At 53.8% G+C, this 26954-nt stretch carries 23 protein-coding genes and 1 tRNA gene; 9 read left to right on the top strand and 15 right to left on the bottom strand.

Annotated features, from left to right (window positions below; translation table 11 throughout):
• Positions 1-177: 177 nt before the first annotated feature.
• The gene (locus tag C4N24_RS09180; RefSeq protein WP_112091156.1) at positions 178-747 is read left to right on the top strand and encodes a biotin transporter BioY; all 570 of its coding nucleotides are present in this window, start codon (positions 178-180) and stop codon (positions 745-747) included.
• A 62-nt stretch (positions 748-809) separates the two neighbouring features.
• Here C4N24_RS09180 and argF read toward each other — a convergent pair whose 3' ends face one another.
• The 3 genes from argF to C4N24_RS15775 form a co-directional block, all read right to left on the bottom strand.
• Positions 810-1805, bottom strand: coding sequence for an ornithine carbamoyltransferase (gene argF, locus C4N24_RS09175; protein ID WP_112091155.1), 996 nt, complete (start codon positions 1803-1805; stop codon positions 810-812).
• Positions 1806-1898: 93 nt separating this feature from the next.
• A complete protein-coding gene (locus tag C4N24_RS09170; RefSeq protein WP_112091154.1) occupies positions 1899-2378 on the bottom strand; it encodes a deoxycytidylate deaminase in 480 nt (159 codons plus the stop codon).
• A 164-nt stretch (positions 2379-2542) separates the two neighbouring features.
• A complete protein-coding gene (locus tag C4N24_RS15775; protein WP_278320367.1) occupies positions 2543-2668 on the bottom strand; it encodes a hypothetical protein in 126 nt (41 codons plus the stop codon).
• Positions 2669-3093: 425 nt separating this feature from the next.
• Here C4N24_RS15775 and C4N24_RS09165 point away from each other — a divergent pair, with 425 nt between their 5' ends.
• The 6 genes from C4N24_RS09165 (at position 3094) to C4N24_RS09140 (ending at position 13107) form a co-directional block, all read left to right on the top strand.
• Positions 3094-5178 (top strand): elongation factor G, encoded by a 2085-nt coding sequence (locus tag C4N24_RS09165; protein ID WP_112091153.1) that lies wholly within the window; start codon positions 3094-3096, stop codon positions 5176-5178.
• Between the two features lie 249 nt (positions 5179-5427).
• Positions 5428-6843, top strand: a complete 1416-nt coding sequence (locus tag C4N24_RS09160; RefSeq protein WP_112091152.1) for an extracellular solute-binding protein — start codon at positions 5428-5430, stop codon at positions 6841-6843.
• A gap of 33 nt (positions 6844-6876) precedes the next feature.
• A complete protein-coding gene (locus C4N24_RS09155) occupies positions 6877-9912 on the top strand; it encodes an EAL domain-containing protein (RefSeq protein WP_112091151.1) in 3036 nt (1011 codons plus the stop codon).
• Positions 9913-9974: 62 nt separating this feature from the next.
• Positions 9975-10913: a GTP-binding protein gene (locus C4N24_RS09150; protein WP_112091150.1), complete on the top strand. Its 939-nt coding sequence runs from the start codon at positions 9975-9977 to the stop codon at positions 10911-10913.
• Positions 10914-10967: 54 nt separating this feature from the next.
• Positions 10968-12092: a Gfo/Idh/MocA family protein gene (locus tag C4N24_RS09145; protein ID WP_112091149.1), complete on the top strand. Its 1125-nt coding sequence runs from the start codon at positions 10968-10970 to the stop codon at positions 12090-12092.
• Positions 12085-13107, top strand: coding sequence for a Gfo/Idh/MocA family protein (locus tag C4N24_RS09140; protein WP_112091148.1), 1023 nt, complete (start codon positions 12085-12087; stop codon positions 13105-13107). Before C4N24_RS09145 ends, C4N24_RS09140 begins: the two co-directional genes overlap by 8 nt.
• Before the next feature lie 55 nt (positions 13108-13162).
• On the opposite strand, the gene C4N24_RS09135 is transcribed toward C4N24_RS09140, so the two are convergent.
• Positions 13163-13672, bottom strand: coding sequence for a PTS sugar transporter subunit IIA (locus C4N24_RS09135; RefSeq protein WP_112091147.1), 510 nt, complete (start codon positions 13670-13672; stop codon positions 13163-13165).
• 149 nt (positions 13673-13821) lie between these two features.
• A complete protein-coding gene (locus C4N24_RS09130; protein ID WP_112091146.1) occupies positions 13822-14844 on the bottom strand; it encodes a threonine aldolase family protein in 1023 nt (340 codons plus the stop codon).
• A gap of 308 nt (positions 14845-15152) precedes the next feature.
• Between C4N24_RS09130 and C4N24_RS09120 the strand changes: the two genes are divergently transcribed.
• Positions 15153-15239 (top strand) — tRNA-Leu (locus tag C4N24_RS09120).
• Between the two features lie 56 nt (positions 15240-15295).
• Here C4N24_RS09120 and C4N24_RS09115 read toward each other — a convergent pair.
• The 4 genes from C4N24_RS09115 to C4N24_RS09095 all read right to left on the bottom strand — a co-directional run bounded on the left by C4N24_RS09115 (position 15296) and on the right by C4N24_RS09095 (position 18453).
• Entirely contained in the window at positions 15296-17005 is a 1710-nt protein-coding gene (locus tag C4N24_RS09115; protein WP_112091144.1) for a recombinase family protein, read from the bottom strand.
• Positions 17006-17103: 98 nt separating this feature from the next.
• Entirely contained in the window at positions 17104-17283 is a 180-nt protein-coding gene (locus C4N24_RS09110; RefSeq protein ID WP_005927535.1) for a hypothetical protein, read from the bottom strand.
• A 386-nt stretch (positions 17284-17669) separates the two neighbouring features.
• Positions 17670-17912 (bottom strand): helix-turn-helix domain-containing protein, encoded by a 243-nt coding sequence (locus C4N24_RS09100; protein WP_020990051.1) that lies wholly within the window; start codon positions 17910-17912, stop codon positions 17670-17672.
• Positions 17905-18453: a sigma-70 family RNA polymerase sigma factor gene (locus tag C4N24_RS09095; protein ID WP_005939123.1), complete on the bottom strand. Its 549-nt coding sequence runs from the start codon at positions 18451-18453 to the stop codon at positions 17905-17907. The genes C4N24_RS09100 and C4N24_RS09095 overlap by 8 nt, the downstream gene beginning before the upstream one ends.
• A gap of 373 nt (positions 18454-18826) precedes the next feature.
• Between C4N24_RS09095 and C4N24_RS09090 the strand changes: the two genes are divergently transcribed.
• Positions 18827-19156, top strand: coding sequence for a helix-turn-helix domain-containing protein (locus C4N24_RS09090; protein WP_020990050.1), 330 nt, complete (start codon positions 18827-18829; stop codon positions 19154-19156).
• A 112-nt stretch (positions 19157-19268) separates the two neighbouring features.
• Here C4N24_RS09090 and C4N24_RS09085 read toward each other — a convergent pair whose 3' ends face one another.
• The 6 genes from C4N24_RS09085 to C4N24_RS09060 form a co-directional block, all read right to left on the bottom strand.
• Complete coding sequence (locus C4N24_RS09085; protein WP_112091143.1) at positions 19269-21017, bottom strand: ABC transporter ATP-binding protein; 1749 nt, start codon at positions 21015-21017, stop codon at positions 19269-19271.
• Complete coding sequence (locus C4N24_RS09080; RefSeq protein WP_112091142.1) at positions 21018-22802, bottom strand: ABC transporter ATP-binding protein; 1785 nt, start codon at positions 22800-22802, stop codon at positions 21018-21020.
• Between the two features lie 15 nt (positions 22803-22817).
• Positions 22818-24290 carry an ABC transporter ATP-binding protein gene (locus C4N24_RS09075; RefSeq protein WP_097778661.1) on the bottom strand — a complete coding sequence of 491 codons (1473 nt, stop codon included), beginning with the start codon at positions 24288-24290 and terminating at the stop codon, positions 22818-22820.
• Positions 24287-25060, bottom strand: coding sequence for an energy-coupling factor transporter transmembrane component T family protein (locus C4N24_RS09070; protein ID WP_097778662.1), 774 nt, complete (start codon positions 25058-25060; stop codon positions 24287-24289). The genes C4N24_RS09075 and C4N24_RS09070 overlap by 4 nt, the downstream gene beginning before the upstream one ends.
• Before the next feature lie 114 nt (positions 25061-25174).
• Positions 25175-25777: an MptD family putative ECF transporter S component gene (locus C4N24_RS09065; RefSeq protein WP_112091141.1), complete on the bottom strand. Its 603-nt coding sequence runs from the start codon at positions 25775-25777 to the stop codon at positions 25175-25177.
• A 139-nt stretch (positions 25778-25916) separates the two neighbouring features.
• Positions 25917-26897 carry a helix-turn-helix domain-containing protein gene (locus C4N24_RS09060; RefSeq protein WP_097778664.1) on the bottom strand — a complete coding sequence of 327 codons (981 nt, stop codon included), beginning with the start codon at positions 26895-26897 and terminating at the stop codon, positions 25917-25919.
• Between the last annotated feature and the right edge of the window lie 57 nt (positions 26898-26954).

Below are 26954 nucleotides of genomic sequence, written 5' to 3'. Positions count from 1 at the left end.
ACCACCGATTATGCAATCAGCGCCGTATTCTTAGAATATCATATTTTTCGACGGATTACAATATATCTGTTGATTGTAAACCCCTTGCAAACTTTTCCGTTGACCTGCGGCGCACCGGTGCGGTATACTCGGGCACAGATGCCTTGCATAACGAAAAAACAGAGGGGAAAACTGACTATGAAAGACAAAAAACTGACTACCTACCAGATGGCCGTTACCGCTGTGATGGCTGCCGTGCTGTGCGTGCTGGGCCCGCTGACCGTGCCCATCGGAGCCGTGCCCATCTCGCTGGCAAACTTTGTCATCTGCCTGACCGCATGGCTGCTGGGGCCGAAGTTCGGCACCCTGAGCGTGGTCCTCTATCTGGCACTGGGCACCATCGGCATTCCGGTGTTCTCCGGCTACGGCGCCGGTCTTGCCAAGCTGGCAGGCCCTACCGGCGGTTATCTGGTGGGCTATCTGCTGCTGGCCTTCATCGGCGGTATGTTCATTGAAAAGAGCAAGGGCAACCCGGTGATCTCCGCTGTGGGCCTGGTGCTGGGCGATGCTGCCTGCTATGTGCTGGGCACGGCATGGTTCGTGTTCCAGATGCAGTGCGAGCTGGGCTACGCGCTGACCGTCTGTGTCTACCCCTTCATTGCGCTGGACTTGGGCAAGATCGTGGTTTCCTGCATCGTGGGTGCGCTGCTGCGTAAGCGCCTGACGCAGGCAGGCGTGCTGAAACTGCAGAATGCAGTTTCGGAATGATTGCGAATTACTTTTGAAAAGAATAAGCCCGGAAGGTCTGCGAGCCTTCCGGGCTTATCTCTTTATTCCTGATACCCCAAGGTGGCCGCCATGACCGCCTTGATGGTGTGCATCCGGTTCTCGGCCTCGTCAAACACGATGCTCTGGGGGCCTTCGAATACCTCGTCGGTCACCTCCATGGCATCGCGGCCAAAGCGCTCGCCCATCTCCTTGCCCACGGTGGTCTTGTGGTCGTGGTAGGCGGGCAGGCAGTGCATAAATACTGCATCCGGGCCTGCAATATTCATCAGATCCTGATTGATCTGGTAGGGAGCCAGATCGTGGATGCGCTCCGCCCAAACCTCTACCGGTTCGCCCATGGACACCCACACATCGGTGTACAGTACGTCCGCGCCCTTTGCGGCCTTGACGGGGTCCTCCTCAAAGGAGAGGGTCGCCCCGGTCTGGGCGGCAATGGCCTGACACTGCTCTACCAGCGCGGGGTCGGGCTGATACTTTTTGGGTGCACAGGCGGTAAAGTGCAGACCCATCTTGGCGCAGCCCACCATCAGGCTGTTGCCCATGTTGTAGCGGGCATCGCCGAAGTAAACGAAGTGGATGCCCTTCAAATGACCGAAATGCTCCTGAATGGTGAGGAAATCGGCTAAGATCTGGGTGGGGTGGAACTCGTTGGTCAGGCCGTTCCACACCGGAACACCGGCGTAGTGCGCCAGATCTTCCACGATCTGCTGGCCGTAGCCACGGTACTCGATGCCGTCAAACATCCGTCCCAGCACCCGGGCGGTATCGGCGATGGATTCCTTTTTGCCGATCTGACTGCCGGAGGGGTCCAGATAGGTCACTTCCATGCCCAGATCGTGGGCGGCTACCTCAAAGCTGCAGCGGGTGCGGGTGGAGGTCTTTTCAAAGATCAGAGCAATATTTTTGCCCCGCAGCTGGTCGTGCCGGATACCGGCCTTCTTTTTGGCTTTCAGGTCAGCGGCCAGCTCCAGCAGCTGACCGATCTCGGCAGGGGTGTAGTCCAATAGCTTCAAAAAGCTGCGATTTTTCAGTTCCATTGTATATTTCCCTCTCTATGCAAGCACTCTTGAATATTTATTCAGGCTATGATCCTATTATAGTACGTTGCATCAGGAAGGTCAAGAGGGAGCTTACAGTTCCAGCTCTGCCCGGCGTCCGGTGGGCTTATAGGGGGTCAGCCGGACACCGGCGTGCTCGAACATGAACCGTGCCGCAATGCTGGAATCGCTGTCGTGATACTTGTCGCCGTAGTACACCACCTCGGCAATACCGGACTGGATGATGGCCTTGGTGCACTCGTTGCAGGGGAACAGGGTCACATACACCCGGGCACCCTTCAGGTTGTTGTGGGCGCTGTTGAGGATGGCGTTCAGCTCGGCGTGGCAGACGTACATATACTTGGTCTGCAGAGGGGCACCCTCCCGCTCCCAAGGCATCTCGTCATCGCTGCAGCCCATGGGCATCCCGTTGTAGCCCAGAGAAAGGATTTTATTTTCCGGGCTTACGATGCACGCACCTACCTGACTGTTGGGGTCCTTGGAGCGCATGGCGGTAAGCAGCGCAATGCCCATAAAATATTCGTCCCAGTTGATATAATCCTCGCGTTTCATCGCGTAAAACCTCCTGCCCCTTTATGCGGGTCTGCGGCTTGACAAACCCGGAAAAATAGACTATACTACGAATAGAAAGAGCGCTGCCCGGCAAAACGGCTCCGCTCCTCATGGATCAAATGACCAAAAGATCAAGTGACCGTGGCTTGGGGAAGCGCTGGCGGTCACTTTTTCTTTTTGCCGTTGTCATGGTGTTTTTCTCTCTGCTCGAGTTTCCATGTGATTTCAAAGGTCACATGTACGATGGTGACGATGAGCGTCAGAAGCATCAGAATCTCGGAGATCGACATCCAACATCCCTCCTTCCGCCGAAAGCATCAGGAGAGATCACTTCAAAAAGCTGCCCTCCTGACACCTGCTTCACTCTGGGGTGAATTTGCAGAACCAGTGAGGACACAGAGCCGCCTTGCGTTTTGGGTCAACGCCCTTACCGCCGAAGCGGCACTTACAGCATATCATAAAACCCGCATATTTGCAACGAAAACTCCCGGCTCCGCACCTATACGCGCTGCCGGGAATTCTGTTTTTTCTGACTGCCCATTTTACACCCCAATGTCAACTTGCACAAAACAGTGCCCGGAAGTTTGGCAGGCGTTTTTGCTAAATTTTGAAACGATATATTTAAAAATCGTTTCGGATGTGGTATTATCTTTGTAAAATATGCCACAAAAACGGAGAGAACGCTCCGTGCGGCGGAAATGAGGGAAAAACCGATATGAAATACGCAAGCAACAACATCCGCAATATTCTGATTGCCGGCCATGCCGGCAGCGGCAAGACCACGCTGACCGAAGCATTGGTCTATTTTTCGGGCGCTGCCGAGCGTATGGGCCGGGTTGAGGACGGTACCACGATTTCGGACTTTGATCCCGAGGAAGCAAAGCGCAAGGCCAGCCTGTCGGCTTCCGTTGTGCCGGTGGAGTACGAGGGCATCAAGTACAACCTGATCGATGCACCGGGTCTGTTCGACTTTGAAGCAGGCGAGTACGAGGGCATCCGCGCCGCCGAGAGCGTGCTGGTGTGCGTGTCTGGCCGCAGCGGTGTTACCGTGGGCGCAGAAAAGGCGTTCCAGCTGGCACGCAAAAATGGCAAGGCCACCATGGTGTTCGTCTCCAAGTGCGATCTGGAAAACGCCAACTACTTCAAGATCCTTGAGGATATGAAGATCCGCTTCGGCTCCACCGTCTGCCCCTGTGTCGTGCCCGCAAAGCTGGATGACGGCACCCCCGTGTACATCAACCTGTTCAGCCAGAAGGCCTTTAAGTACGAGAGCGGCAAGCAGATTCAGGTAGATCTGCCGGACATCGGCCACCGCTTCCAGGGCCTGATCGAGGCCATGAGCGAGGCTATCGCAGAAACCGACGATGAGCTGATGGAAAAGTTCTTCGGCGGCGAGCCCTTTACCACCGAGGAGATCGTGGAGGGTATGCGCAAGGGCGTTAAGGACGGCCTGATCACTCCCGTGTTCTGCGGCAGCGCCGTAAACCTGCAGGCACTGGATATGCTGCTGTTCAATATGCACAAGCTGCTGCCCAGCCCGGAGCACGAAGCCAGCACGCTGGCCGAGGACGCCAACGGCGAGCCGGTGGAGCTGCACTGCACCGAGGACGAGCCCACTGCCGCCTACGTCTTTAAGACCGTGGCCGACCCGTTCGTGGGCAAGCTGAGCTATCTGCGCGTTATCAGCGGCAAGGTGACCGCTGGCGAGCCGCTGACCAACGCCCGCACCGGCGAGGTGGAAAAGATCACCAAACCCCTGACCGTCCTTGGCAAGAAGCAGATGGAAAACGACGGCATCGGTGCCGGTGATATCGGCGCTGTGGCAAAGCTGGTGAGCGCAAAGACCGGCGATACCCTGTGCGATGCAGACCGCGTGGTCAAGCTGCCTGCACCCGTGTTCCCCAAGCCCAGCCTGTTCATGGCTGTTACCGTTGCCAAGAAGGGCGACGAGGGCAAGATCTCCAGCGCACTGGCACGCCTGATGGAAGAAGACCCCACCCTGTGCTACATCAACAACGCCGAGACCCATCAGCAGGTCATCGGCGGTCTGGGCGAGCAGCATCTGGACGTGGTCAAGGCCAAGCTGAAGAACAAGTTCGGCGTGGAGATCGGTCTGGAAGCTCCCCGCATCGCCTACCGCGAGTCCATCCGCAAGGCCTGCCAGAAGCAGGGACGCCATAAGAAGCAGACCGGCGGCCACGGCCAGTTCGGTGACGTTATCATCAACTTCGAGCCCTGCGACAGCGAGCAGGTGGTGTTTGAGGAGAAGGTGTTCGGCGGCAGCGTGCCCAAGAACTTCTTCCCCGCTGTGGAAAAGGGCGTGCGTCTGGCTGCCGAAAAGGGCGTGCTGGCAGGCTACCCTGTGGTCGGCCTGAAAGCTACCCTGCTGGACGGCAGCTACCACCCGGTAGACAGCTCTGAAATGGCCTTTATCATGGCTGCAAAGCTGGCATATAAGGCTGCTATGCCGGAGGCTGGCCCCGTGATTCTGGAGCCCATCCACACCCTGAAGGCTCATGTGCCGGGCGACAACACCGGCGACATCATGGGCGATGTGACCAAGCGCCGCGGCCGCGTGCTGGGCATGGAGCCGGACGAGGACGGCTTGCAGACCATCATCGCCGAGGTGCCGCTGGCAGAGCTTGCAAACTTTACCACCTTTATCCGGCAGACCACGCAGGGCCGCGGCTGGTTCACTACCGAGTTTGCCCGCTACGAGATCCTGCCCGAGATGCTGGTGCCTGCCGTTGTGGAGCAGGCCAAGAAGCTGGGCAATCTGGACGAAGCTGCAGACGACTGAGCCCTGAACCCCTGATTTGACATTTCCCCGAGCCCCCGCCGACACTTTTTCCCTCTGTCGGCGGGGGCTTTTTTGCGTTTGTGACGTGTTTTTTGACAGAACTGCCAAAAAACCAGACTGGAATTCGTCATCTGCACTTTTTTACCAGATTTTTCAAGAAATAGTTTACACTATGGCAGAAATGGTGGTATTATATAAAATAGTGTAGTATGGGGTAAAATGCGCCTGTATACGCTGGGAGGGTATGGGATGAAGAATAAGATCTCGCGCCGCAGTTTTCTGGCAGCGGCTGCGGTCTCGGCAGCGGCACTGGCAGTGTCCGGCTGCGATGCAAAAAAGAGCAAAAAAGAAGTGACCGACATCACGGTGTGGAACTACTACAACGGCGACCAGCTGGAAAGCTTCAACCGCCTTGTGAGCACCTTCAACGAGACCATCGGCAAGGAAAAGGGCATCCGGGTGTCCGGCTCCAGTCAGGGCACGGTGAATGATCTGGAAGCCAACGTGATGGACGCTGCCGAGGGCAAGGTGGGCTCTGCGGAGATGCCTACCATTTTTGCCGCCTACGCAGATACCGCGTACAAGCTGGATCAGATGGGCATGGTGGTGGATTTAAAGGACTACCTGACCGAGGATGAACAGGCCGCCTTTGTGCCCGGCTATATCACCGAGGGCGATTTTGACGGCAGCGGCAGCATAAAAATTTTCCCGGTGGCAAAATCCACCGAGCTGATGTTCTTTAACGATACCGACTGGCAGCGGTTCGCAAAGGAAACCTTTGTGCGTTACGGTGCCCTTTCCACCATAGAGGGCGTGACGGCGGTAGCCGAGCAGTACTATAACTGGTCCGGCGGCAAGGCACTGTTTGGCAGGGATGCCATGGCAAACTATATGATTGTGGGCGCAAAGCAGCTGGGCTGCGAAATTTTTGAAGTGCACAATGGCAAAATGACCCTGCACTTTGACCATGATGTGGTGCGCAAGCTGTGGGATAACTACTATGTGCCCTTCGTCAAGGGGTATTTTGCTGCGAATGGCCGCTTCCGCAGCGATGACGTGAAAACCGGTGCACTGCTGGGCTGTGTAGGCTCCTGTGCCAGTGCCACCTTCTTTCCGAAGCAGGTGATGCCCGGGGATAACCAAGTCCACGATATCGAGATGAAGGTGCTGCCTGCGCCCCGGTTTGCCGGGAGCGAAAAGGTGGCGGTGCAGCAGGGTGCCGGCATGGTGGTCACCACCGGCACCGAGGCCGAGATCAACGGCGCAGTCACCTTTTTAAAGTGGTTCACCGAGCCGCAGAATAACATCGCTTTCGCGGTGGAGTCGGGCTATCTGCCGGTGACCACCGCCGCCAACGACATGGACGCCATCCGCGCAAGCGGGCTGGAACTGACCGACACCATGGAGCAGGTCCTTCCCGGCGCGGTGGACACAGTGCGCAAAAACGAGCTGTACACCCCTACGGCCTTTGCAGGCGGCAATGCAGTCCGCAAGGTGCTGGAATACAGCATGGGCGATCAGGCCAGTGCCGACCGGGACACGGTGCTGGAACGCATCGCCGCAGGCCAGAGCGCGGAAGCAGCCATGGCAGAGTTTTTGACCGACGACTATTTTGAGGCGTGGTATCAGGCTACCCTTGCACAGTTACAGCAGTACGAGGGCTGACCGCCCGGAAAAAGACGGAAAGGAGGCAGGGCGATGTTTGACGCATGGAAAGAGCGCCAGCGGCAGCGCTTGAAAAACAGACCGGAAAGAACCGTGTTCTACAATATTTTTGCTACCATGATGCTGGTGCTGGCGGTGGAGCTGCTGATGGCGGTCGCCAGCATCCTTGCCGTCAACGTGACCGGACAGCTGGACGAAAACGCCAAGGATCTGCTTACCATGCGGGTGCGCAACCGCGCCAGCTATGTGCAGGAGATCCTGCGGAACGCGGAGGATCTGGAGCAGCTGAGCGAGCAGATCACCGCCACCACCCAGCAGCTGCTGAAAAGCGGCGATATCTCGCTGGATACGCTGGATAACAGCAGCGAACAGAGCGATGCCCTGCTGGTAGCGCTTGCCCCGCAGCTTCTGGACACTCTGCGCACAAAGCAGGTGACCGGCATCTTTATCATGCTGAACACCCACGATCTGGACACCTGCGAGGTGGGCAAAAAAATGCCCGGCATCTACCTGCGGGATCTGGACCCGGATGCCCGCCCTTCGGAGCGCAACAGCGACCTTTTGCTGGAACGCGCCAGCGCCACAGTGGTAAAAGAGCTGGCTATCGGCACGGATAAGGGCTGGCAGCCCGCCTTCCCTTATCAGGCCAATACCAAGGGCGGCATCCTGCGCACGGTCTTTCAGGCTGCGTATAAGAGCGGTGCCAGCCTTTCGGCAGAAAACTATGGCCACTGGACCACAAACTCCTACTGTCTGGCAGGGGACGACCGGAACGCCATTGCCTACTCGCTGCCACTGATCTTACCGGACGGCACGGTATACGGCGTGGTGGGCGTGGAACTGCTCACTGACTATCTGCAAACAAAGCTGCCTTTCACCGAGCTGGACGAGGACAAGGCAGGCACCTATTTTATCGTGACCACTACCGATGATGCGCTGACGGACGACGTGCTCTCCCTGCGCAAGACCGTGACCTCCGGCGAGGATCTGGTAACGGCAGATGCACCGCTGGGCGTTTTGAACTGCCGCAGCAACGGCACCGGCGGCAACTGGGTGGAGCTGAACGATAAGCGCTATTACATGGTGCTGGAGCCGCTGCAGGTGTATAACCGCAACGCGCCCTTTGCCGCTGAAAAGTGGTTCCTGGCAGGTACCATGGAGCAGTCGGTGCTGCTGGCTTTTTCCGACCGGGTACGCGAGTTGCTGCTGGCCACCATAGTGGTCACACTGGTGCTGAGCGTTTTGGGCAGTCTGCTGGTCTCGGCACGGCTGGCCAGCCCCATCAACCATTTGTACCGCGAGGTGATAGATGCGCAGGAGAAAAAGACCTTTCCGCACCTGTCACGCACGGCCATCCGGGAGGTGGACCGCTTTGCCGAGACCATTACCGAGCTGAACAAGGAGCTGGTGACCAACTCCACCAAGTTTTTGCGCATCATGGATATGGCCAGTGTGGAGATCGGCGGCTACGAGCTGCGCACCGACACCGGCAGCGTGTTCGTGACCGATAATTTCTTCCCGCTGCTGGGGATGCCCAAGATCCAGGGCAAGCCGCTGAGCGTGCGCCGCTTTGAGGAGGTGCTCAAGGACATCCGGGAAAAGAACCCCTGCGCCCGCACCGCCGAGGGGGACGAGCTGCTGACCATTCAGCAGCCGGACGGGGTGCGGTACATCATGCTGCGCAGCACCATCGAGGGACACGCCAAGATCGGCCTTGCCGAGGACGTGACCGCCGCTGTGCTGGAGCGGAAGCGCATCGAGCACGAGCGCGATCACGATATCCTGACCGGGCTGTACAACCGGCAGGCCTTCAACCGGGTGTGCACCGAGCTGTTCGCCGCGCCGGAGCGCATGGGTGTGGCGGCGCTGATGATGATGGATCTGGATAACCTCAAGCACATCAACGATACCTACGGCCACGACTGGGGCGACCAGTACATCCGCCGCACCGGTCAGTGCCTGCGGGACAATACCCCCGCCGGGACGGTCTGCGCCCGCCTTTCCGGCGACGAGTTCCTTGTGCTGTTCCACGGCTACCGCAGCCGGGACGCCGTGCGGGAAAAGATCGACCGCCTGACCAATGCCATGCAGCAGAGCGTGGCGCTGCTGCCCAGCGGCAACGCCTTGCACATCAGCCTTTCCGGCGGCATCGCGTGGTACCCGGACGACGGGCAGGACTGGGAGACCTTGAAAAAATACGCCGACTTTGCCATGTATCAGGTCAAGCACGCGGATAAAGGCCGGGTGGAGGAGTTCGACATCGGGGTGTACAACCGCGAAGCCTACGCCGAGCGCACCCGCCGGGAGTTCCGGCAGCTGCTCAGCAATGCGCAGGTGTTCTATTGCTTCCAGCCCATCTTCTCGGCACGCAGCGGCAGGGTGGTCGCCTACGAGGCGCTGATGCGCTCCGACCTGCCCACCCTGCGCTCCCCGGCCACCATCATGAAGCTGGCGCGGGAGCAGGGGGCACTGTACGAGATCGAGCGCATCACCTTTACCAAGGCGCTGGAGACCTTCGACAGCCTGTGCCGGGCGGGCAGCGTGTCCGAGGAGGCCATGCTCTTTGTCAACTCCATCGCCAACACCTGCCTGTCGCATGAGGACGGCAAATATATAAACAACCATTGGCACGAGCTGTGCCACCGCATGGTCGTCGAGATCACCGAAGAGGAAGCTATCGACTACGAAGCACTGGAGAAAAAGCGCAATGCACCGGGCTTTTCCGGGATGTTTGCGCTGGACGATTACGGCAGCGGCTATTCCAACGAGAATACGCTATTGCAGCTTGCTCCCCGGTTCATCAAGGTGGATATCGCCATCATCCGGGGCATCGATACCTCGCCGGACAAGCAGCAGATCCTGCGCAATGTGGTGGCCTACGCCCACCCCCGCAGCATGAAGATCGTTGCCGAGGGTGTGGAGACCGCCGCCGAGCTGCGCACGGTCATCGAGCTGGGCACAGACCTTTTGCAGGGCTATTTTCTGGCACGCCCGGCCATTGTGCCGGGGGATATCGCGCCGGAGGCAGTTGCGATCATCCGGGAATTGCAGCGCCAGAAAAAAGACTAAGAGTACAAACCCTCCCGGGCGCTGCGGCGCTGGGAGGGTTTTTGCAACGGAGGTAAAAAGATATGGTTCAGGTGGATCTCATCACCGGCTTTTTGGGCGCAGGCAAGACCACCTTTCTGCGCCGCTATGTGCGGTATCTGGTGCAGCAGGGGCATAAGGTGTGCATTCTGGAAAACGATTTTGGCGCAGTAAATGTGGACGCCATGCTGGTGCAGGAGGTGTTGGGCCCCGGCTGCGATGTGGAGACCATCAGCGGCGGCTGCGACTGCGACACCCACCAGCGTCGGATGCGTACCAAGCTCATCGCCATGGCCATGCGCGGCTTTGACCGTGTGGTGGTGGAGCCCAGCGGCATCTTTGACGTGGACGAGTTTTTCGATATCCTGCGGGACGACCCGCTGGACCGGTGGTATCAGCTGGGCAGCGTCATTGCCATTGTGGACGCCCTTCTGCCGGAAACGCTTTCGCCGCAGGCAGAGTACCTGCTGGCTTCCGAGACCATGAACGCGGGCCGCGTGCTGCTGAGCCGCGCCCAGCTGGCAGCGCCCGCCCAGTGCGCTGCCGCCGCTGTCCACTTGGAGCGTGCACTGGAAGCCGCAAAGTCCTCCCGCCGCTTTGCGCCCGGGGAGATCCTTGCCAAGGACTGGGCTGCCCTGACCGATGCAGACCTTGCAGCCCTTGCCGCCTGCGGCTACCGGCAGGCCAGCTGCGAAAAGCTGCATTTTGACCAGCACGCGGCCTTTACCTCCCTTTGCTTTCTGGAACTGCACCTCACCCCACAGCAGCTGCAGGCTGCCGCACAGCGGCTGTTCGCAGCGCCGGAGTGCGGGCAGGTGCTGCGGGTCAAGGGCTTTGCGCCTGCCCCGGCAGGCGGCTGGCTGGAGCTGAACGCCACCGCCGCCGGCTGCACCCTTGCGCCCATCCCGCAGGGGCAGGAGGTAGTCATCGTCATCGGCGAGGGGCTGGACAAAGCCGCCATTGAAGCAAACCTGAAGGGGTGAAAGGCAGTTTTCCCCCATAACAAAACGCATTGTGGAAAAACAGGAGGGAACATCATGCAGGAAGTACGTGCAGCCGTTATTGGCACCGGGGTCATGGGGCGCAAGTATGCCCAGATGATCGCAGAAGGAAAGGCGGGGGCATTGCGCCTGACCGCCGTGGTCTGCCGCAGCGCCGGGGCGCAGCAGTGGGCAAAAGATACCCTGCCGGATACGGTACGGGTGTGCCCCAACGCCGAGGAGCTGTACGATTATGCAGAAGAGTTTGACGCCGTGCTGGTGGTCACCCCGCACAAAACCCACCCGGCGCTGGTGATGCAGGCTTTTGCTCACGGCAAGCACGTTCTGTGCGACAAGCCCAGCGCAAACGCGCTGGCACCGGCGTTGGAAATGAACCGCGCCGCCGAAAAAAGCGGCCTTGTTTTCGCCATGATGTTCCATCAGCGCCGCTACAAAAAGTATATGCGACTTAAAAAATTACTGGATGATGAGGTTCTTGGCGAAGTCAAGCGGGTGCAGCTGGAAAACAGCCGCTACTTCCGCACATGGATGTACCACCGCTCCGGCAGCTGGCGTTCCAGCTGGGCAGGGGAGGGCGGCGGCGCGCTGCTCAATCAGGGACAGCATATTCTGGATATCTGGCAGTGGCTGTTCGGAATGCCGGAGAGTATTTATGCTGTGATACCATACGGTAAGTATAACGATTTTATGGTGGACGATGAAGCTACCCTGCTGATGGAGTACCCGCAGCAGCGCACGGCAACCTTTATCCTTTCCACCGGCGAGGGCAGCTACACCGAGCGGTTGGAGATCGTGGGCACCAAGGGCACCGCCCTGCTGGAAGAGGACACCCTCACCCTGCACACCTACACGCCAGACACTGAGACCTACCGCCGTACCGCAGACTGCACCGAGCGCCAGCAGCTTACCGAGACCACCACCACTGAGCAGTTTGCACCGCAGGCAGAGCCTTACCCGGAAATGCTGGCAAACTTTGCAGATGCCATCCTGCACGGCACGCCCCTGACCGCCCCAGGCGTGGAGGGCGTGCGGGCGCTGGAACTGACCGATGCCGCGTACCTGTCCGCGTGGTTGGGCGAAAAGATCACTCTGCCGCTGGACGCAGAACGGTTTGAACAGGAGCTGCAAAAACATATTCAGGAGGAACAGGCAAATGGCTAAGCTGCGGTTTATCGTAGTAGGCTCCGGCTGGCGGTCGCTGTTTTACTGGCGCATCGCGCAGACGCTGCCGGAGCGGTTCGAGCTGTGCGCCATGCTTTGCCGTACCGAGGAAAAGGCCGAAAAAATGCACCGGGAATACGGCGTGCCGGTAAGCACCTCGGCGGAGCAGTGCGCTGCCCTGCACCCGGACCTTGTGGTGGTGGCAGTGAATAAAGCGTCAATCGCCGCCGTCAGCACCGAATGGCTTGCCCGGGGCTTTGCCGTGCTGAGCGAGACCCCGGCGGCGCTGGAGGAGGACGCATTGCGCGCCCTCTGGCAGCTGCACCGGCAGGGCGCGAAGCTGCAGGTGGCAGAGCAGTACTGGCTGTACCCCACGCTGGCAAAACGGCTGGCAGCAGTGCGCAGCGGCGCGCTGGGCACGCCGCAGTTTGCCCGGCTGTCGGTGGCGCACGGCTACCACGCGGTCAGTCTGGCGCGGCTGTTCCTGAATGCCGGGCAGCAGCCGGTGCGGGTGACCGGACGCAGCTGGACGGAGAAAATCATCGAAACGGATTCCCGCTGGGGTGCGGTGCATAACGGCGCATTGGTGGAAAAGACCCTGCAGCAGCACACGCTGGAATTTGCAGGCGGCGGCACGGCGTTTCTGGATTTTAACGGCGTGCAGTACCACTCTTACCTGCGCAGCACCCACACCAGTGTGCAGGGAGAGCGGGGCGAGCTGTTCGATGATACCCTGCGCTGTCTGGATGCCGTCGGAGAGCCGGTGTGCCGTCTGCTGACCCCGCTGCCCGACCCGCTGGCAGCTGCCGCCGCACAGGCAGGGCTTAACGAGGACGAGACTGCCATCGCCTGTTTTCTGGACAGGATGCAGGGCTATCTTGCCGGCGGGGCGGAGGTGTACCCGCTGGCAGATGCCTTGCAGGACGCCTACCTTGCCCTGCTGATGGAGCGCGCCCTTGCCGCCGGACAGCCGCTGGAAAGCACCCCGCAGCCGTGGAATACGGCAGAAGAATAACGAAAAAACGGCTGCTGCACGGGAGAGTGCAGCAGCCGTTTTATCTTATGAAAGCTTAAACCTTGAACAGCGGAGTGCCGGGTACAACATCGCCCTCGGCCAGCATCTTCACATCGTCCGCGCCATCGGTCACGATGATGGCGGTTGCGGTGGGATGGCCGGCTGCGCGGATGGCATCCAGATCGACCTTCAGCAGCGGAGTGCCGGCGGTGACCTTCTGCCCCTCCTTGACCAGTGCGGTAAAGCCCTGACCCTTCATGTCCACGGTATCCATGCCGACATGGATCAGCAGCTCGGTGCCCTCGCTGCTGGTTATGCCCACAGCGTGCAGGGTGGTGGCGATCTGGGTCACAGTGCCGTCAAAGGGAGCGTACACGGTATCACCGGTGGGCTCAATGCCGCAGCCGGGGCCCAGAATGCCCTGTGCAAAAGTCTCGTCAGGGATGTCGGCCTGTGCCAGCACCTTGCCCTGCAGCGGCGTCAGGATCGTCTTGCTCTGGTTGGTGAATTTGCTGGTGTTTTCGTCCTTGGCCTTGCCGCCGAACAGTTTGTCAAAAAAGCCCATGGTGAATGTCCTTCCTTCTTAATCAATGTTCAAAAGCGACAAGGGAACTATCGGATCTCAACCTGCCGCTCCCGAAAACTATACCTATATATAAAAGATACCATATCATCCTGCAAAAAGCAAGAAGCAACCTTACATAAAGCAGTGCGTTACATCAGCGCAAGCAGCGCTTCCACCTCGTCCATGCGGGTGGCCCAGCTAGTGGCGATGCGCACCACGGTATGGGTGTCATCGAACTTCTCCCAGAAACCGAACTTTGCCTTGCCCTTCAGTGCAGCCAGCTGGGCATTTTCCAGCACAAGGAAGATCTGGTTGGTGGGGGAATCCATAAAGAAGCGGTAGCCCTTTTCCGCAAAGCCGGCCTTCAGGCGGTTGGCCGTGGCAATGGCATTTTTGCTGATGGAAAAGTACAGATCATCGGTGAACAGCACATCAAACTGGATACCCAGCAGCCGGCCCTTTGCCAGCAGTGCACCCTGCTGCTTGACCATGGTCATAAAGTGTGCCGGTGCACCGTGGGGGAACACCACAGCTTCGCCGCACAGCGCACCCACCTTGGTGCCGCCAATGTAGAACACATCGGTCAGCCGGGCAAGGTCGGCCAGCGTTACGTCCGTACCCTCGGCAGCCAGACCGTAGCCCAGCCGTGCACCGTCTAAGAACAGCGGCAGCTTGTACTCCTGACAGACAGCGTGCAGGGCTTCCAGCTCTGCCTTGGTGTAAAGGGTGCCGTACTCGGTGGGGTGGGAAATGTACACCATGCCGGGGAACACCATGTGGTCGTGATTGTCGTCGGCGTAGAAGGTAGCCACCAGTTCCCGCAGCTCGGCGGCGTCCAGCTTGCCGTTGTGCTGCGGCAGGGTGATCACCTTGTGGCCGGTGTACTCGATGGCACCGGCTTCATGACCGGCTACATGGCCGGTGGCAGCAGCCACTACGCCCTGCCACCGCTGCAGCATGGATGCGATGACGATGGCGTTGCTCTGTGTGCCGCCGGAGATGAACTGCACATCGGCCTCCGGGCAGGCGCAGGCGGCGCGGATCTTCTCCCGGGCGCTGGCGCAGTAGGGGTCGGTGCCGTAGCCGGAGACTTTTTCAAAGTTGGTCTCGGTAAGCTTTTGCAAAATAGCGGGGTGTGCACCCTCGCAGTAGTCGTTTTCAAAATACAGCATGGCAAAACGCTCCTCTATGTTATTTTAAACAAAGCAGTAACTCTATTCTACATCGCAGAAAAAACTCTGTCAAATCCAAAACGGTGCACAGTACACGCAATGTGCTGCAGAATGTTTACAAATGCCGGAAAGACGGCAAAAAACGCTTGCGCAGCCGACACCGTAACCGCACTGCCTACAAAAAATGCGAAAGTATGATCCTTTCCAAAAAGATGAAAAGTTTTTTGAAAAAGTGCTTGACAATTTTGCTGCATCTGGTATAATAACTATTGTTCCCGGCGCTGCGGTGCAGGAACACAACGGAATATGCGGATATGGCGGAATTGGCAGACGCGTTAGATTCAGGTTCTAATCGGGGCAACTCGGTGGAGGTTCAAGTCCTCTTATCCGCACCATGACGAATGTTCTTACAGCATTTAGCTGTCAAAGAACATTCGTCATTTTTTATTTGCTAAATAGCGACATCACAAGGGGCGTAGTTCACAACTACGCCTTTTCTTGTATTCACCGACACATCAGGTGTCGGCAAAGGAAGTGCGCTTGGAATCTTGATGGTGCCCACGCAGTTGTAGTGAATGCGGAGCCGCTGCTCCCATACACCATTGACCTTTTCTGCATTGAACACTTCGATTTTTTCCACCAGTTCATTCAGCATCCGGGGTGTCAGCTTTTTTGCTCTGGTGTACTTGCGAACCAGACGGATGAACATATCCGTTGTCATAGTACGGCTGCTCTGCTTTTCGATTTCGGAGCGGAGCTGTTTGATTTTCTCGGTCAGCTCCTTTTGCTCGTCCTCATATCTTCGGGACATTCTGGAAAAGCGTTCGTCAGAGATTTTGCCGGAAACATTGTCCTCATAGATGCGCTCAAAAAGGCCGTCCAGTTCTTCATCACGGGCAAGGAGTGCTTTCAACTCTTTCTCTTTCAGCTTGCGGTCGGCTTCGTCCGCCTGCTGGGAGTGCCCGATAATAGCCTTCAAAAAGTCGTCCTCATAGAGGCTGGCAAACTTGGTCAGCCGCCGAATCTCGCCCAGCACCACTTCTTCCAGAAAGTCTACCCTGATGTAGTGGGTGGATTGGCAGGTGCCACGGTTGCCCTTGTAGTTGGAGCAGTTGAAATACTTGATTTCCGGGTTGCCCTGATTGAAGTGGAAATGCAGATTGCAGCCGCAGTCTGCGCAGACAAGCAAGCCAGAGAACATATTGTGTTCTCCGTTGCTGGTACGGCGTTTGCGCATCTTTCCACGCTTCTGCTGTACCTGCTCAAACACGGCACGTTCAATAATGGGTTCGTGAACATCTTGGAACACCACCCAATTTTCCGGGTCGTTATGAATCCGCTTCTTATTCTTGTAGGACTTGGAGTAGGTTTTGAAGTTCAGAACATCACCACAATACTCCTGCTGGTACAGAAGATGGGTAATCGTGGAGCCATTCCACTTGGTGGCGGGGCGCGTCTTGGTCTTTCCGGGACGGCCGATGCCTTTCTGAATCCAGTAGGCCTGCGGCGTCAGGATGCCTTCCTTTTCAAACTGGGTGGCAATCTGTTCCGTGCCAAAGCCCTCCAACGTCATATCAAAAATGCGCCGGACAACTTGTGCAGCTTCTTCATCAATGACCCAATGCTTGGGATTGTTCGGGTCCTTGATATATCCATAGGGAGGAAGTCCCATCGGTTCGCCGGAGTTGCCTTTGATTTTATTACTGATACGGCGTTTCTTGCTGATGTCGCGGGCATACCACTCATTGAACAGGTTTCGGATGGGTGCCAGTTCATTTTCTCCCTCGGCCGTGTCGATGTTGTCCGAAACGGCAACAAGTCGGATGTCATGGTCCGGGAAAAATTCTTCTGTCAGCCGTCCGACCTCAATATAGTTTCGGCCCAGACGGGAAAGGTCTTTGACGAACACAGCGGAGGCTTTCCCTTGTTCAAGTTGCTGCATCATTTCAACGAAACCGGGACGGTTCATGGTCACGCCGGAAATGCCATCATCCAGAAAGTGAACCAGATTGGTATAGCCTTTTTCCTTTGCAACTTTGGTGAGCAGTTTCTTTTGGTTGCCGATGCTGTAACTCTCGCCCTCCAAATTATCATCACGGGAAAGACGCTCATAGAGAAAAGCGGTTGCTTCACGGGATTTCTTGTTACTCGACTGTTTCATACTCGCTCCTTTCTTGGGACAGTCGAATAGCAAATTCACTTGTACACCTATATTATAACACAATCCGCTTTCTCTGTCCGCTGCCTCCCGAAAGGTCATTATAATTTTTCGCTTTCGGATTTCATCAGCCGGAGAAGAACTTCTCCTAAGGTCTGGGAGCTTTCTTCTTTGAACACCGGCTCAACGATAAAGGAGCGATTGCCAATACGATAAGTCGAATCCAGAGTAAGCATCTCTGGATTTTTTGTTTTTTCCGGGTTTGTCTTTTTCGCTTGCATCGTAAAAATCCCCTTTCTTAAAAATCAAAAAACGAGCCAACGGACGGCTGCTGGCAGCAGCCCACGGGAATCTCACCCTTGCATTCCTCATGCAGCCCTACTCATTGCCTGCGACGCTCTGAACGCTCGGACTTTGACGGTAAGGGAGTATCAGCCTGCCTGTATGTCATGGCCCGCAAGCAGCCGCGCTTGCATTGCGGCGTGGTGATGATCGCTCCACTTTTCAAAGAAAAGCATCGTGGCGCACCCGCCGTCCGGCTCGATACAGACAGCAACGTATCCGTTTGCCCTATGATGCACCGCCATTGTCCTGCGGGCTTTCTTTGTCAAAGAACTAGAAAAGGCACCGTATGGAAAGGGGAACAGCACACGATGCCTACGTTGAATCAGGTCAAGTCAAAATCAAGGATAGCAATTATCAGTTTTGCTTCCAGACGATTGCGCAGTTCTTCATCAACTTGCAGACGAGGATAGCCGTCAGAGCCATAGCTCGTCCGAGTTGACAGTGCAGCAATGTAGCTAGAATAATGCCGGACTACCCGGCTCACTGCTTCGGCGTCTCCTGCAACAGCGGCAGCGATTATCGGGTAAGGAAGCAGCGATGCCCGTGTGTGCGCAGATTTAGTCATCCGCTTCACCTCCCATCAGCTTTTTCAGCAGCCGATAGGCTTTATACCTGCGAGTATTGACCGTTCTTCTGGCCATGCCCATGCACTTTGCTATCTGTTCGTCTGTCATCCATAGAAACCAGTGCATCATAAAAATTTCCCGGTCTTTTGGTGACAGCCGTAGAAGTGCTGTGGCCAATCGGTCGTTCTCGATTAGCACAACAGCATTTCCCACGGGAAAAGCCGTATACTCCCATGAGTAACGATCGTAAACTGCAAGCTGGGCCACATCTGCCTCGGACAGTTCTTCCAAAGATGCAAAACGTTTTTGATGACGGCTGATCTGCCGATAGCCGTTACATGCCTCGCATTTCAACACCTTTTTGCAGTAGCTGTCAAAGGCGTGCTGCTTGTGTTCGTAGTAGCGGTTTGGTTTCAAGTTTTCACCTCCCCTCGTGCTGGGAGGCAGCTCTTTTCTTCCCCTTTCGCTCACTACTCGTTCACCAACGGGTTCATTTGGCTGATTTTTAAGATTGATATGAAAATTTTTCCTGCCGTTCATAGAATTGTTCCTTTCGTTCTGTTCGGGTTTATAGGCCGGAGCAAAACGAGGCGGAGAACGGCATCCGATACCCAATCGTAGGTTGTCAAAATGCGGGGCTTTATCGGATGTGAATTGAAGTATATAAAAAGCGAGCCACAACTCACTTCTATGAGTATGGCTCGCCCCTACGTTATTTGAATATTTTTTTAATTGGTGTTAGGGCTTTTCGAGTGGGCGGTAAGCCCCATTTTATTTTGCGCTCCTTTATTTTGATACTCTTATCCATATAGCTCTTTGCTTCAAATTATGAGCTATAACTCACACAATGTGAGTTGTATGGTTATTTATATGAGCGATAGCACACCCTACAATGAGGTAGAGGTGATGTATAGTGAACAATCCTCTTGACTTGTTTGCATGGAAAGTGCGGTCAGAACGTAAGCGGCAGCATTTGACACAGAGAAAATTGGCTGAACGGCTCAATATGAACGCCCGTACAATCATAGATTTGGAAACCTGCCAGAGTAACCCCAAATTTGAAACGGTGGCTCTTGTCGCCAAAGAGTTAAATATCAGCGTGGATGCTGCCATTTTTCCAGACATGGTAAATCAGACGGTTTCAAAAACAGTTGTAGACTTCTTTGCCGGGAAAAGTGAGGCGGAAATTGAAAAATATATTGCGCTTTGCAAACAGGCGGAAGCATTTCAAAAAGACGAATAACGCGGTCGGGTTCGATGTGCCCGGCCGCGTTATTTTTTACCTATTTGTTTCTATGCGGACGGATTATGATATACGCACAATGGAACCTCCGCATCGCATACGCTGAATTTTGTTAAGCAAGGCTCCATCCAGCCGCATTCTTTCGGATGTTGACAAACTCCTGATAAATGCCGGGCTGCTTCAAAAGTTCTTCGTGAGTGCCCTGCTGTGCAATCTGGCCGTTGTCAATGACCAAAATCTGATCGGCGTTCTGGATGGTATTCAGACGGTGGGCGATTACGAGAAGTGTCTTGCCCTTTACCAGTTCCGAGATGGCCTCCTGAATATAGCTTTCGTTATCAGTATCTACGCTTGCGGTAGCTTCATCCAAAATGATGATAGGGGCATCTTTCAAGATGCAGCGTGCAATCGAGATGCGCTGCTTTTCACCGCCGGAGAGTGTAGCACCGCCTTCACCAACTACGGTCTGGAATCCATCAGGCAACGCCATGATGAAATCATAGCATCGGGCCTTCTTAGCAGCTGCATAGACTTCTTCCTCTGTGGCGTCCGGTTTGCCTATGCTGATATTGTTGTAAATGGTATCTTGGAATAAGTACACTCGCTGGAATACCATGCTGATCTGCTCCATCAGCTCTGCCAAAGGCATGTTCCGAATGTCCATACCTCTTATTATTATGCTGCCAGATTTTACATCCCAAAGCCGAGCCAGCAAATTGGCAATGGTAGACTTTCCGCTGCCAGAAGGTCCGACTAAAGCAGTCATAGAATCTTTCTTCATGGCAAAGCTGATATGATGCAGAACTTCTTTGTCCTGATAAGCAAATACAACATCGTTAAACTGAACTTCTGGCTGTCCCGGCTGTGCCTGTGCAGGAAGATGCTGCTTGCCCGTGTCGGGAAGTTCAGGCTCATTCAGGACTGCTTCAATGCGGTCAAGAGCTGCATTCATAACGGTAAGGCGAGATGCTTCCCCATAAAGAGCTTTCAGCGGTCCAAAGAGGTCAAACACAAACAGCAGAACACCAAGCACATAGGCCAGCGGAAGTGCGCCGCGCTGTTCCAATACAATCGACAAGCCGAAAATCGCCGCAATACCAATGCCGTAAAGGATATTCAGACTCATTGTCCATGGTGTCATTTTCTGCTCAAAAGCAAGGGAGGTGTTTCTGGAACGCTGGAAATTGTCAGTCAGTTCTTCTGATTTTTCGCCCAGCAGGTTGTAGCTCTTGATGACGCCAATGCCCTCCACAAAGGATAGCACCGCATCGGTCAGCCGTTCGCTCTGCTCCTGCCGCTCTGCGGCTTCCCGCAGGGAAACCTTGTTCATTCCTTTTGACACCAGCCATGCCAGAACCGTGACGGCGGCAGCAATCAAACCAAGCTGTACGTTCAAATAAAACATGAATACCAGCAGAATCAAGGAGGACAGCAGATAGCCCATCATGTTGCCCAGCGTACTCATAGCGACTTCTTCAATGAATACCATATCCGTGCTAAGAACAGAGCTGATTTTGCCAATGTTGCCGGAAGTAAAATAGCCCATCGGAAGTTTCCGCAGATGGCTACCCAGTTCCATGCGTTTATCCGCAAACATCAAATATCCTGCGGCACTTTGCAGGCTGTCGCTGAGGTAATGAACAAGAATTTGCACCAACACTGCTACGGCAAGTCCAAGGCCGATATAAAGGCAAGTCTGGCTGGTCAGTGTGTCAGCTGCAAAGCGGCTTAAAACTACAAAGGCAAGAACGATTGGCATTTTTGACAAAATGGATTCCAAAAACGCACAAACGAATGCACCTTGAATACGGCCTTTATAACGGCCGGAAAGTTTCAAAATTCTTGAAAACATCGCAAACATTTAGGCTCCCTCCTTTGCAGTGTGTACTTTCCATTCGGCACTGTCCTGTGCGGCTTTCCACAATTTCTGATATTCAGGGCAGGAGCGAATCAAATCCTGATGCTTACCCGCTGCTACCAATTTTCCGTGGTCGATGACACAAATTTGATCGGCATTCATAATGGCGGGCAGTTTGTGAGCAATCACCACGAGGGTCTTGCCTTTTACAAGTTCTGCAATGGCTGCTTCCATCTTTTCTTCATTTTCGGGGTCAGCATAGGCTGTTGCTTCATCAAGAACTACAATGGGGGCATCCTTTAAGATTGCTCGCGCCAGAGAAATACGCTGACGCTGACCGCCGGAGAGCATTTTTCCGGCATCGCCTGCCATGGAGTGAATGCCCTGCGGAAGTTTTTCAATGAACTCCATGCACTGAGCTTTCTTTGCGGCCTCTATTACTTCTTCATCCGTTGCAGTCAACCGACCGAGCCGGATGTTTTCCAGCAGAGAAGTATTAAACAAATACTGATCCTGCGCCACATAGGAGATACGACTGTTCAATGCTTCAAGGCTCATATCGCAAAGTTTCTGTCCGCCGATGGAAATGCTGCCCTTTTGCGGGTCATAATAGTGAATCAGCAGTTTTGCCAAGGTACTCTTGCCGGAGCCAGATTCACCGACAAGAGCAGTTTTTTGTCCAGCCTTTGCCGTAAAGGAAATATCATGGAGAACTTCATCCTCAACCACCGCGGGCTTTCCATCCGGGCCGGGCTGTGTTGTCTGGTAAGCGAAAGAAACATGGTCGTAAGTAACGGTGTCATCTATTCCATGGAAGCTATCATTCGTCTGCTGAAGTTCCGGCGCATCCAACACCTGCTCCAATGCGGAGATTTTATAGTTGAGCTGGGGCATGGTTGGCAGAAAGCCAAGAGATTTCAGCAGCGGCATACCGATACTCAAAGAAAGACACAGCACCAAAATCAAATTGGGCAGAGCCGACCAGCCGCAGAGGACAAACCATGCACCCACAGGCAGGGTTAGGATGATGGTACAAGGAAGCAGGCTGCTGTAAATCGCCATCCACGGCCATGCCGCCCTATACCATGCCAGTGTATAGTTCCGATAATCTGATATATCTTTGCGGAACCGTTCGTAAGAATCTGCGTCTTTATTGAAAACCTTGACGACTTCCATACCGTTGATGTACTCAATAATGGTATTGTTCATCTTTTGCCCGGCCATATAGTAAGGTCCCATTTTCTTCATACCAACGGAATACATCGTCATCATGGCAACTAAGCTAAGCGGAATGGATGCCAAAGATAACAGTGCCAGCTTCCAGTCTACAAAGAACATTGCCACATAAACTGCAATGGGAACCATCAGGTTGGCGATGCCCTCCGGCATAGAGTGTGCCAGCAGAACTTCCAGACTGTCTACATCGTCCACGAACAGCTTTTTCACGGTGCCAGTGCCTTTGTCCTGAATAACACCCAGCGGCAGTTTTTCAAACCGTTTTTGCAGAGCCGTCCGCAGACGGAGCAGCGTGTCATAAGCTGCTTTATGAGAGAGATTCAGGCCCCAGCCATAGAAAAGAGCTTGCAGCACTAGACATACCAAGACCAGTATGACATGCTGGATGATAAAGGAAGCAGTGATTGCCTCCCCCATGACCAGCGGTGCAATTACCTGATATGCCAGCACAAAGGGAAAAACACCCAGCAGAACACTGACCAGCACGATGGCTGTTGCAACATAGAGGCCTTTTTTATGAGGTCCGGCATATTCAAATACTTTTTGGAACATAAGTCCAACCTCCTATCATGTGAAATATTTTTCAGAAAGAGATTTCAAAACCGTTGGCGATAACTGCTGATTTTGAATTGTTCCATCATCATCCAGCTGCACAACCTCTGTGCAGGTACGGACAATAAATTCAAAATCATGAGAAACCACGAACACGATTACCCCGGAATCGGAAAGTTGTTCAATCAGCTTGCTGACACGCACCATAGAATCATAATCCAAGCCGCTGGTGGGCTCGTCGAAGTAGATTACGAGGCTGTCCTTTACGATTGCCACTCCAATGGTAACCCGTTGTTTTTGACCGCCTGAAAGCGATGCTGGGTGTCTTTCCCGATAGTCCGACAGCTCCAATGCGTTCAATACTGCATCTATTTTTTCTTTGCAATCTTCCTGCATTCCAAGGGAAAGTTCTTCTTCCACGCTGCTGGCAAAGAGTTGATAGTCTGTATCCTGCATAACAAGATAGGAAAGTGACCGCCGCTGCCGGGGTGTGAGCTTTTTTCCATCAAGACGAACTTCTCCATGCCGCTGTTTCAACAGGCCAGTCAGAATAGACAGGAGCGTTGTTTTTCCGGCACCATTATGGCCTAAAATGCCTATCACGTCCCCCGAATGAGCTTCAAAGCTGACATTTTGGAATACTTCTGGACCTTTCTTGTAGGCAAAGCCTAAATCGTGGACTTCTAGTAAGTGCGTTGTATTTTGAGAATGCGGCTTTTCCTGATAATGCTCTGCATCACGTTCCGGGTATGCGGTTCGCAGACCATAAGAAATTCGTGTTTCTTCGGGCAAAGAGCAAAACTGTTCCCTTGTAAACTCATGCTCAATTTTTCCATTCTGTATCAGAAAAGCTCTGTCAATCAAATCTCGCAGATAGTAAAAGCGGTGTTCTACTACAAAAATGGTATAGCCGGCACTCTTGAGCTTTTCCATGATTTCAGCAAGCCGTTTGGTGGCGGCATAGTCCAGATTGGCCGATGGTTCATCAAAGATGTAGACCTTTGGGGCAAGCGCATAAACAGAGCCAATCGCAATCTGCTGTTTTTCTCCGCTGGATAACGCAAAAATACTTCGATTCAGGTATTCGACCAACTCCAATTCTTTGGCTGCTCGTGCAATCCGGTCAATGGTTTCCTCACGGGCCAGTCCGAGATTTTCACAGCCGAACGCCAATTCTCGTGTGGTATCGGTCATAAAAAACTGTGAGCGTGGGTCTTGAAAGACAGTTCCTACCTGTCCGGCCAGTTCGGAGGGCTTCATTTCCAAAAGCGAATGTCCATCCATAAGCAGATCGCCTTTAATTTCACCGGGGTAAAAATGTGGAATAAGTCCATTGAGGGAACGAATCAACGTTGTCTTGCCGCAGCCACTTCGCCCGGTCAGAAGAATAAACTCGCCGGTCCGTACAGTCATGTCAATGCCGCGGAGGGTAAAATCTTTGCTTTCTTCATAACGAAAGCTGAAATTCTGGAATGAGATCATCGTCATACCCTCCATAAAATGATTTTGCCGATTTGGGTCTGGTCAATAAAAAGCAGTCCGACCAAAAAGAGGATACCAAGCAGTGATACCACAATTTCCGGCCATGCAAAACGAATCGGGCGCAGTGCATACCGCTTACATTCCAATTCCAGACCACGCGTTGTGCCGGAGGCCGCCAGTTCATCGGTAACTTTCAAGCAGCGCATCAGCAACGGTATCAAAATGTACTCTATGGTTGCTAATGGGTGACATACCCGCTTCCACACTGTATCGCTGATACCGCGAATATCCATTGTGCTTCGGATTTGCCGATATTCAATCCGTAGGGTAGGAATATAACGGAACATGACCACAAGCGGAATCGTAACTGCCTGCGGCAGCCGCATTCTTTGGAGGGCTACCATCAAGTCATCCATATAAGTGGTCCGCAATATCCAGAGCCCCATCATTACAATGGGAATCAGTTTCAGAACGGTCACGCCAAATACGCTCATAATCACGCTCAAAACTGGAACTTGAACATAGCGAAGCAAGGCATTAAGATAAGCCACAACGATATAAGTTATTATCATTTTTGCGGCCCATTTTCCGCCATTACCTAAGGCAATGAACAGCCCATAAACCAGCATGAGCGCAAGGCTGACCACTTCTCCGGCCAGAAAATAACTGACAAAACCGATACAGACTAAGAGAAGAATTTTGCAGCGCGGGTCCAGAAGCGCAGTTCCATGAAGGGGCTGTCGCTTAATAATTTGTTTGATTTGTGTTTCATCCATTCTGATGCCTCCTTATCAACAGCAGAGCGCGGGACTACTTCCAGCCCCGCGCTCTGAAATCAGGCAGCCCGTTTGCCTGCGTTTGTATGATGGATTTTCAGGGGGCTGTTCTTGTTATTTTACAGAAACGAGTCCAGCCTTGATGAAATGTTTTTTCAATGCTTTCTGGCCGATAAATCCGCCAATCAGGCCGCCCACCAGTCCAGCAGCAACAATGACTACCAGCATGGGAACAGAAGTGATATTGAGCATTCCCTGAATATACTCCGGGGCAATATTGTTTTTCTCCATTGCGCCAACAAACGCACTTTGAAGAAATTTGATGGGGCAGATAGCACTAAAAGCAAAAATAGCACTGAACAGCGCATAGGCCGCTATCATGGACTTCATTGTGATTTCATTTCGGCCCATGATCAGAAAATCGCAGATGACACCGCCAATTACCAAGCCGATGGGAAGGAACCAGAAAGCACCTACCAGCAGGAACAGGATAGCCTGAATTGCGGCACAAATGGTAAACACGCCTTTCTTCGGAACTTTGGCCAGCAGAAGCATCATAACGATGCCATTCGGAATAGCCACAACGGACGGATAAAACACGTTGGTCACTGGGCCAGCCACGCTCATAATAGTGCTGATAATCATGCAGATAATCCACATGAGCGCTGTCAGGATGCCAATGAGAATAAAGTCTTTCGCATTCAACTTTTGTTTCATTTTTATGCCTCCTCGCTTTTATCGGAAAATAAAAAATGCGATGTGGTTATTTGAAACTAACCACATCGCAAATTGTACCAATTTAGATTATCAAATCCAACCCAAAACCTACCCGTTTTGACCCAAAAACAGTCAGAAGCTACTTTTTATGGGTATCAAATCGGCTTTCACGGTAGTTCTTTGGCGCCACACCATATCGCTTTTTGAAAGCGGCGGCAAGATTGCTGGGCTTTCCGTAGCCAACGATTGCTGCAATCTCGCTTACATTTCGGTCCCCCTCCAATAGCAGCTGTGCTGCCTGTGTCAAACGCTGTTCAATTATGTATTGATGAATAGGCATACCATAAAATGATGAAAAACCGCGTGTCAATTTTGTTGTGCTTAAATGCACCAGATGGGAAAGTTCTTCACAGGATGGGGCAAACGCAAGCTGACTGTCTATAATCCGTTTAGCTTCCATAATGGCAGTCCGTTCCGTTCTGGACATGGAAACATTTTTTCCCATTAGAATATCCAATTCAAGGACTTCGCCTAAATAAATAGACAATAGCTCCAGAAGTTTTCCGTCAAGATATAAGTAACCCAATCCTCCACGGTATTGTGTAAATTGGCTTGTTTCCGCCAGAATTTGTTCCATGATGGGGGTCACAGGAACTTTTGAAATGCCATCAAGAAGTTTCTTTTCGTAAGCCGTTGCTTCCTGCCCATCAAAATAATCTGTGAGCAGCTGCGAGAAATAGGCAATCGGAATTTTTATACTCTTAAATGAAAAATTGCTATCCTTTTTATAGCAGGCATATTCGGTTCCTCCATGTCCCGCATAGATACAGGATTCATTTTTTTGAATCGTAATGGAACGCTTTTCATCAATGATGCCCCAAGAGATTCCATCATTCAGGCAGAAGATAATCTGCATATAATCTTTACTGACGGTTCCCTGTACATTCATATCCGACTGGTAACACATTTGCCAATCCGAAAAGATGATGCCGTGCTTGATTTGGGTCTGTGCAATTCGTCCTTTCCCCATATCAGACGGAATATCTATTGAAATTGTTTGGGGCGAATTGGCTATCAGGTCGTTGTATAGCTTACCAAGATAGTGACTTCCGTGCGTCATAGGATGAGGTTCACCTCCCATTTTGGTTAGTCTGTGCTAATTATGATACTTTATTTT

The sequence above is a fragment of the Faecalibacterium prausnitzii genome (genome assembly GCF_003287405.1).
GTDB classification, from domain to species: domain Bacteria; phylum Bacillota; class Clostridia; order Oscillospirales; family Ruminococcaceae; genus Faecalibacterium; species Faecalibacterium intestinale.
Note: the sequence above shows the minus strand (reverse complement) of the source record. Positions and strands in the feature narration are given on the sequence as shown.